The 8,943-nt window shown below is 48.8% G+C and carries 4 protein-coding genes; all 4 read left to right on the top strand.

Annotated elements, in window-relative coordinates:
• Positions 1-42 precede the first annotated feature (42 nt).
• The gene (locus FD07_RS11160; protein ID WP_033389052.1) at positions 43-1,560 is read left to right on the top strand and encodes a glycosyltransferase family 4 protein; all 1,518 of its coding nucleotides are present in this window, start codon (positions 43-45) and stop codon (positions 1,558-1,560) included.
• A gap of 66 nt (positions 1,561-1,626) precedes the next feature.
• Positions 1,627-2,493, top strand: coding sequence for a zinc metalloprotease (locus FD07_RS11155; protein ID WP_020090329.1), 867 nt, complete (start codon positions 1,627-1,629; stop codon positions 2,491-2,493).
• Complete coding sequence (locus tag FD07_RS11150) at positions 2,490-3,359, top strand: hypothetical protein (RefSeq protein ID WP_020090330.1); 870 nt, start codon at positions 2,490-2,492, stop codon at positions 3,357-3,359. The genes FD07_RS11155 and FD07_RS11150 overlap by 4 nt, the downstream gene beginning before the upstream one ends.
• Before the next feature lie 925 nt (positions 3,360-4,284).
• A partial coding sequence (locus FD07_RS11145) for a KxYKxGKxW signal peptide domain-containing protein (RefSeq protein WP_235804803.1) occupies positions 4,285-8,943 on the top strand: 4,659 nt, incomplete at its 3' end.

Below are 8,943 nucleotides of genomic sequence, written 5' to 3'. Positions count from 1 at the left end.
TTGCACTTCAATTTTAAATCGGGCTATTTTTTAAATGACAACATGCAATATTCAAAATCAGGGATTGAGCAAGCCGAAATCAACCGGTTACGGCTATTTGACAAGCATCAGGTTCCGGCTAAGATTGTGACTCGTGTCTTCTCGATGGAGCTCACAAATATCCTGCGTCAGGCAGGAATTGCACGCAAAAACTTTGTGAACTTATTTGAATTTTTCTGCAATAGTGTTGATGTGGAAACCCAATCATTTACCATGAATGATTTTTCCTTACCAGCTAATACCACGACGACGCGGAAGGACAATCAGCTTCAAGTCTTTGCCCAGGGAAAGATGATGATGATCATCTACTTCCGCAAGGACAGTGAAGAGATTAGCAATGTCCAATACTTCGACGTTAATGGCCGCACCATCAAGATGGTTTGGTGGGACGTTCGCGGCTTCAAGTGTCTTGAACAGCTCTTTGACTGGGAAGGCAAAATTTCTCAGGAACAGTACTTTGGGCCGGATGGTCTGGTGCATATTGAAAAGAACCACTACCTCAATCGTGCTGGCAAGGCCTGCGTTTCATGGCGCGTACTAAATTATCGGCAGAGTAATTGGGTCTTTAGTGGGATGAATGAACTCACGCGCTTCTTCTACGATGAGTTAAACACGCAGTCAACAGCCAACGTCTTTATCTGTGACCGAACGGTGGAATGTGACTGGGCACTCTTTCACATGCAGACGCCAGCGTTTAAGGTGCTTCATCTGCACAACGACCACGTCAGCGATCCCAGTGACATGTTGCACTCGCCACTGAATAATAACTATACGAATGCACTGAATAATTGGGACAAGTGGGATGCCGTGATTTCAGCAACGCCAGAGCAGTCGCAAGATATTGTTGACCGCTTTGGGACGGCGATTCCTGCATTTACCATTCCGGTGGGGTATGTGACCGATGAAAAGATTGCTGGCAAGCGGCAGGCGTTTGATAAGCGGCAAAAGGATCTGATTGTTCACGTGGCGCGACTGGCACCTGAAAAACAACAGAATCATTCGATTGAAGCCTTTGCGCAGGTTCATCAACAATTTCCGGATGCGCGACTTGAACTCTGGGGTTATGCCAATGGGGACATTGAGAAGAAGTTCAAGCAGCAGGTGGTCGATGCCGGTTTGACCGATGTTGTCAGCTTCAAAGGGTATACGCATGATATTGGTGCCGTCTATGATCGTGCCCAGTTGGGCGTTTTGCCAAGTCGAGCAGAAGGCTTCTCGCTGACGTTGTTGGAAGCGCAGTCTCATGGTGTACCGATGGTCGCTAATGATGTGAAGTATGGGCCTAGCGACATTATCCAGGATGGCAAGACGGGTCTCTTAACGGAGAACGGCAAGCCACAGCAATTGGCGGATGCACTGATCAAGCTTCTCAGTGATCGGGAACAGCTGCGGGCATACAGTGATGCGGCATATGAAAATGCCAAGCGTTACTCCGAGGATGCCGTCTTTGAGCAGTGGCAGCAGTTGCTGGACTACTTTACCAGTTTGACGCAAGACAAGACCGCTGTCGCAGCGGACTAACGGTGAAGGAAACCGCCAAAAACGTTCTTTGTTTGGGCGGTTTTTCTATCTAAGGGGGGTGTTCGGATGCATCGTTCCGGAGAAATTTGGATGGCTGTGATTCTGGGAATTATTTTCTTGGGGTTCCTGGGTTATTGGACCACGCAGCGTATCGTGGGTGGTCCAAACCGGCACTACTATCAGCGAACTAAGACTGATAACCGAGGAACCATTGCCCGTGGGCACTATTCACAAGCAGAATTAGAGGCGCTGACCCGGTTGACGCATGGTAGCCAGTATCACGGTAATACGAGTCTGGACATTGTCGCAACGAAGTATGTTTATCAGTTGGACGGGAAGCCCCTGCCCAATATTGTGGGTAACGATGGTGTGCTGCAGTTGTACAATAAGTCTAAATTTATGACGACGGCGATGGTGCGCGATGCGGCGGCTTATTGGAATCACCTCGCGGGGGTGAAGATCGTTGCCGTCGTTGACAATCAGCGGCTAAGCGATGAGGTGATCCATGACAACGAGACTCAGCGTGGGGTCTTAGGTAGGCAGTCTTACAACGGTCAGGGCTTGGTGTTTTTCCCGCCCAATTGGCACATGAGTGGTCTCTCAGCTAAGGATCGAAATAATTGGCAGGAGGCGGCGTTGATTCATGAGATCGGCCATGCTTTGGGGATTCCCCACTTGGGCGGTGGTCCCTTGGGTGGGAACGCGGCCAGCGCAGGGATCCTTACAGCAGAATTTATGGCGCCGTGGCGACCGGGGCGTAATCCTTTAGGCGTGCGCAGTACGGCAGCTGATGCGGCGGCACTAGCACTAGCTGGGTTGAGCTGGCAACAGCCACGAAGGCTGGCGAGCTGGGTACTGACGGATCCAGGGGCTACGGTGATCTACAATCAAGGACGGTTAACGTCAACAATTCCACGGGGGAGTGAATCATGACAAAGTTAACGAAAAGACTAGTGCTTCTATTGGGCCTGGCGCTCGTGGTGGCGGGGGTCTTCATGGGGCTGAATCGGTTGAACGCCTCAATGACTGATGATGCGCACTATTATCAGCGCACGAAGGCAACGAATACAGTCGACGGTGTCATCAATTTAAAGACGTATAAGCAGTCGGAGCTCGAGCAACTTACCAAGATTACCCACGGGACGAAATACACGGGGAATCACAGCTTGGATGCAGTTGCCACCCGTCACGTCTATAAAATGGGCGGAAAGAGTATCCGTAACTTTGTGGGGAGCGATGGTATCCTGCAGATCCACAATGAATCCAAGATGATGACGACGCCAATGGTCAAGGATGCCGCCGAGTTTTGGAATCGGGTAGCCGGCTATGACATTGTGCAGGTCGTCGATAAGCCTAAGGCCAGCGATGAGATTATTCATGACGCCAAGAGTCAGGACAAATATATTGGTGGCCAGCAATACGACGGTACGGGGATGAAATTTTACCCGGCAAACTGGAAGAAGAAGGGCTTCACCGCGGCTGAGGATCAGAATAACCGCGAGGCCGTGCTGATTCGCGAGCTGGGCCATGCTCTAGGGATTCCGACGTTGGGCGGTGGCAGGACTGGTGGCAACGCTGGTGCGATTGGTTATATTACGCCAGAGGTTATGAGTGTTTGGGAGACGGGCCCCAAAATGTTACCGGCCAACCGTAAGGGCATCCGGAGTACGCCAATGGATGCTGCGGCAGTTGCTCTGGCTGGAATCAGTTGGCAGCATCCGCGGAAATTAGGTGCCGCTGTTTTGAAAGATCAACAGGCAACCGTCATTTATAATAATGGGCAACTTTCAAATAAATAGCGAAGTGGGGATCCAGCATTGGTGAAATAGCCGATGCTGGATCCTTTTAGTTTGTCCACGTAACTAATGGGGATGGCACAGCGGTGAAGCTGGAACAAGTATCGTGGAAACTGTGTCGTCCCAAGCAAGTTCCTTACAACTGATTTCACAAGATCTTGAAACAACGAAAATATTTGTGAAAGCAAATGGGCTGGCTTACTTGCAAACGGGGCTAACTTAAACTGGTGATGGCGTTGATTATCAGTTGATAGAATGGCCACAATTTGTATGTTACGTTTTTAAACCAATGTGAGTAAATTGACGATTCAATGCAACCGTGTGCGCACCAGATACTGCCATATTTGTGGATCAGATACTTGCATTATTGACGGATTTATGGCCAACAAGTGGGGCTGATAACGCCAACCCATACAGATTTTTTAATCAAAATATCATAAAAGTTGATAAAAAAAGAAACTAACGAAAGCGCATTCTAAAATGGTATTAGCTGTATATAAAATCTCCCCTCCAAGATGTACAATACTTACATATGCTTTAATCGCTGACGTAGCAGCGTTTATAAACTGATGGTAACAGCTAAAAATCTTCTTAAACTATGAAAAACAAGCAGTTAATCAGGTGACCTTAAAATTAAAGACTGCTGTTAGAAAATTAGAAGTTTTACTATTTTCGCCGTTTTCTAAGATAGACCAATAATAATTTTATCTTTAAAACAGTATGTATAGTAAATTTATGCTAAAATGATTTTGTTGAAGAGCTCGTTCATAGGGGCAACTCGTTTATATGTACGACCCTTCATTGTAGAAAAGTGTATAGACCATTTACACTTAACTTCTAAACCTGTAGACATGATGCGGAACTAGGAGGCATGTCTATGGCTAACATTTCACAGACAACTTAAGGAGGACGATTAAAAGTGAAATTCATGCGGAATAAAGCTTTTAATGGAGACCCCAAGCTACGTTACAAGATGTACAAGGTAGGGAAGACCTGGGTCTTCGCTGCACTGGCATCATTTTCGCTTTTGGGGGCTGGATCATTGACCGCAAGTGCTGATAGCACTAGTCAGGCTGATACCAGTAGTAATGCACAGGTCGTTTCATCGGCAGCAAGCTCAGCAGGCACAGCGGCGGATGAACTAGAGTCGAACGTATCATCAACTAATACATCTGAAGTAACATCTGAGGCTGCTAGCTCTTCAGCTAGTGGCGCGGATTCTTCAGCTACTTCTAGCGCGGCTTCATCTGCGGCAACTGCCGTACAAGAGGATGAAGTAGTTGCGACTAGTAGTTATTCAGAAACAACATCTTCAAGTGCCTCGAGCTCTACCAGTGTGGCACCAATTTCCGCTGAAGTGACGAGTGCGGCAAGCGCAGTGACTGATTCAGCTACTGTTGCCAGCTTGGCATCAACGGCTCAGGTAGATGTGACATTGACCACTAATGTGAATAAAGTGGTGACCAAGGTTGCTTCGACTAGAAAAGCTGTTGTAACGCCTTCTTATGAAAGCGCTACGGTTGGATCAAGTGCCGCTAATGATAGCAGTACGGCTGCAGAGAATGCCGAGGCAGCTGCTGACTTAGCGACTGCTTCGTCTGCTGCCAGCGCAGCCAGCAGCTATGCGGCAGTTGTGGAAACTCAGGATGCGTTGGATGTGCAAACGGCTAACAGTGCCGCGCAGAGTGCTTACAAAGAAGCTGAGAAAGCTTATGAATTTGTTGAGCACTATAATAGTTTAGCTGCCATGTACTCACAGGCCTCAATCGATATTTCGAATGGAAGTGCGGCTGGGGATGTTGGTGCGAACACCATAGCTTATGTGAACGCACTGTCTATGGCAACTTCTTACACGGCTGAAGTGAGCTCGTATGCGTCAATGGCAAATTCTGCCGCTACTGATACTCGGAATGCCGCGACGCAACAGATTGTGCACTTAGTTAGTAGCAATAGCACCAACGTTAATGCCGCAGCCAGCACAGCCAATGAACTGGCTGCATCGGCTGCTGCTGCCGCAAGTAGTGCTTACACGGCAACACAATATGATAAAACCAATTCGGCTGCTTTATCTGCTTACTCAGCAGCTAATAGTGCAGCGGCTGAGGCAAGTAGTGCTGCTGCAGCTTTAAATGATGCTGCTACCAAAGCAGCGCAAGCTTGGACGGTAGCAAGTAATGCCGCCGATGCCGCTGCAACAGCTACGGATGACACGGAATACAACGCTGCAATGGGTGCTCTGTCAACAGCTAATAGCTTGGCCAGCGAATCAGTGACGACTCTTGAAGCAGCTACGACGGCTAACAGTGTCGCACAAGCCAAGGCCGAAGAAGCTTCTACATTGGCAATTTCAAATATTGCGAACAGTGCCACGGCCAGTGCAAGCAATGCCGCTTCTGATGCGACAGCCGCTAGCAGTTCAGCTTCGGAAGCAGCACAGTATGAGGGTGACCAATCTGTTCTGTATGCTGCCGATGCTGCAAGCTCAGCAACAATCGCCGCTTCAGCAGCAGCAGCTGCTTCTACGGCAGCGGTGAATGCTGCCAATGCTTCTACAGCTAAGGATGCAACTTCCTATGCTAAGGCAGCTGCCAGTTCTGCCACTCTCGCATCGTCAGCAGCTAGTGACGCTGCGGTAGCTGCAGCATTAGCAGAGAAATTCAATACGCATGTTACTGGTGAGAGTACTGATAAAGATGGAGCGACCTTGACGACTGCAATCAGTGAGGACGCTGTGTCAGTAGGTGATACGATCACGATTACTACGGAAATTAGTAACTTGGGTTCTCTGTACGGTTTGACCGGGACACAGACTTATACGTGGTTGTACTCTACTGATGGTGCGAACTGGTCACAATTGAAAACAACGACCGGAACTAAGTCTAAGACGACAAATACCTTCACGTTGAATGTTGCGGGAACATACTATTTCCAAGCTGTCGTAAGTGGTAAAAAGAATGTTGTCATAGGTTCTACATCATTTAAAGCTGCCTCCAACGTTCTAACGGTTGTGGTTACTGACGCAAACGGGGACTACACGGATCAGGCCTCGGGTGCATCCAGCTTGGCAGCCAGTTATGCAGATGCGGCAAACGCTGCAGCATCTAATGCCAGCAGCGCCATCTCGAATGCTTATGAAGTAGCTAACATTGATGGCATTGACGCAGCAACCTCTTATGCCAAGATGGCGAAATCGGATGCCGCCGTTGCGGCAACCAACGCAGCTAGTGCAACGAGTGCCGCTTCAGCAGCAAGTACCGCGTACAGTAATGCAGCTGCCTTTGAAGCTGCTAAAGATTACTCGGCGGCTAGCTCTTATGCTTTAGAAGCCGCTGCGGCTGCTTCGACTGCCAGTTCGTATAACACGACGGCTAGTTCGGCAGCAAGCGCCGCATTGGGCCATGTGAACACAGCTTTGGAAAAAGCGAAGGCCAACGACTACTTGGCATCTAGCTACGCTGTTTTGACGGCAAATGCAGCCAGTGATGCAGCAAGTCTAGCAACGGTGGCTGGTTCCCATGCCAACGATGCTAATAACGCCTACTCCTCAGCAGTTGACTTTAACTCGGGAGCAACCGAATATTACGAAACAGCCATTTCCGCCGCTGCTGAAGCATTAGCACAAGCACAAACGGCTTCTAGCGCCGCTTCTACGGCAGCGTTGGCCGCTGCAGAAGGCGATTCAGAAACAGCAGAAATGATGTATGACCAGGCAATAACGAATCTGGCCTACACCCAAGATGCGTTGAACGCCGCTTCTGCTGCTGCCAGTTCAGCAACAAAGATCATTGTTGATGCGCAACTGGATAACACGACAACCTTGGCTTCTTCCGCCGCAGCGATTCATTCAACAGCGGCAATTGAAGCAAATGCGGCGTCATCTGTTGCCAGTTCGTTAGCAACGGCAATGCCTAACAACACAAGTTTGGGGGCTTCCTATGTTGCTCAGGCAGCTTACTACGCCCAATCGTCCTTGTTGGATGTTGCGTATGGTGATCAAGCAGCTTTGGCCGCCACAAGCTACATGACATTGGCATCTTCTGCAGTTAGTGCAGGTAATTTCGTCGAAGCGAGTTCTTACGCCGCTGCCGCTGATTCTTCTGTTGCCGAAGCAGCTTCTTATGCAGTTACGGCAACTGCAGCAGCTTCTGATGCAACGATTGCAGCTAGCTACGCTGTAAACTACTCGAACAAGACAAACTCTTATCAGAGTAAACCAAGTGGGAACGCCTCGACACTTTGGGGAATTACGTTAAGCTCTGGTTACACGCAACAACCGGCTCCAATGACAACGACAGTGGCTGGAAACACGATTTCACTGACAGCAACGTCTAAAGTTGCCGGTTTAGGGAATATACTTGGTGCCTCAGGAACGTGGTACGTTCAGGTGAACGGTAAGTGGATGTCCGCCGATAATGCAGTGAAAGCGGGTTACCTTGACTCTGCAGATGTTGCTGATAAGACGGGTGGATTCCTCACAACGTCAACGTTGAGTACGACATTGACGGTTAAAACGAACAAAGACTTTACTGGAACGTTGATTTTTCAAGCGAAGTCTTCGTATGGTTTGATTGGTGACACACTTTACAGTAATACTGCTGAAGTTGATATTTATGATAGTGAAATTCCAGCAACTGGGATTGAGATCAGTGGTGACAGCTATGTCTTCACAAATGATGTGACGAACTATGTTGCCGATACTAATCCGGCTAGTGCTACTGGAAATGTAACTTGGACGAGTAGTAATACTTCAGTTGCGACCATCGATTCATCTGGTGTGTTGACAACGGTTACGGATGCTAAGGGGACCACAACGATTACTGCAACGATTACCAATGCAGATGGAACTACTTACAAAGCAACGAAAGTGGTCACAGTTGGTAGTGGGTTGAACGATCAGAAGGTTAATGCTGGGGATGATTTGGAATGGACACCAGCCACAGACGCTGGGACGAGTTCTGATACAGCAACTTACCAATGGTACTTTGCAAGCACAGAAGACGGGACACAAACGGCCATCGACGGTGCAACTAATGCAACGCTTTCACTGTCGGATATCAAGACTAGCCAAGCGGGTTACTACTTCCTGAAGATTACTTCTGGTGGGAACTCCACTACTCTCGGTGCTGGTTTGTTAACGGTTAGTGGCACAACTTCTGAAGATGCTGAAGCAGCGGCATCAGATGCAGCATCTGCAGCAGCAGTTGCCGGTGATTACGCAGAAGTGGCTAGTTCTTACGCCAACGTTGCGGATCAATATGCTGGGAATAACAAGTCAGCAGCGTCATATGCTGCTGATGCACAGACCGCAGCGACTGCAGCGTCAACGGCTGCATCTGAAGCATCATCAGCAGCATCGACGGCTGCCGAAAATTATAGTAACGCTAAGTCAGCTGAAGCGGCGGGGAATAATGCAGCAGCTAAAGAGTATGCTTCGCAGGCACAGACAGCAGCATCTGCGGCGCACGCGGCTAAGGACAAGGCTTCTAGTGCAGCTAATGACGCTTTAAGTTATGCAAACTTAGCAATCGCGGCTGAAGGAGATTCTGATTCGGATAGCGACAGTGATTCCGATAGTGATTCTGATTCC

Origin of the sequence: Levilactobacillus parabrevis ATCC 53295, assembly GCF_001434055.1 — a bacterium.
Lineage (GTDB): Bacteria > Bacillota > Bacilli > Lactobacillales > Lactobacillaceae > Levilactobacillus > Levilactobacillus parabrevis.
Note: the sequence above shows the minus strand (reverse complement) of the source record. Positions and strands in the feature narration are given on the sequence as shown.

Excerpts from the sequence above, each read along its gene's own strand:
- FD07_RS11155 (WP_020090329.1), top strand. The coding sequence starts at position 1,627 with ATGCATCGTTCCGGAGAAATTTGGATGGCTGTGATTCTGGGAATTATT.
- FD07_RS11160 (WP_033389052.1), top strand. The coding sequence starts at position 43 with ATGCAATATTCAAAATCAGGGATTGAGCAAGCCGAAATCAACCGGTTA.
- FD07_RS11150 (WP_020090330.1), top strand. The coding sequence starts at position 2,490 with ATGACAAAGTTAACGAAAAGACTAGTGCTTCTATTGGGCCTGGCGCTC.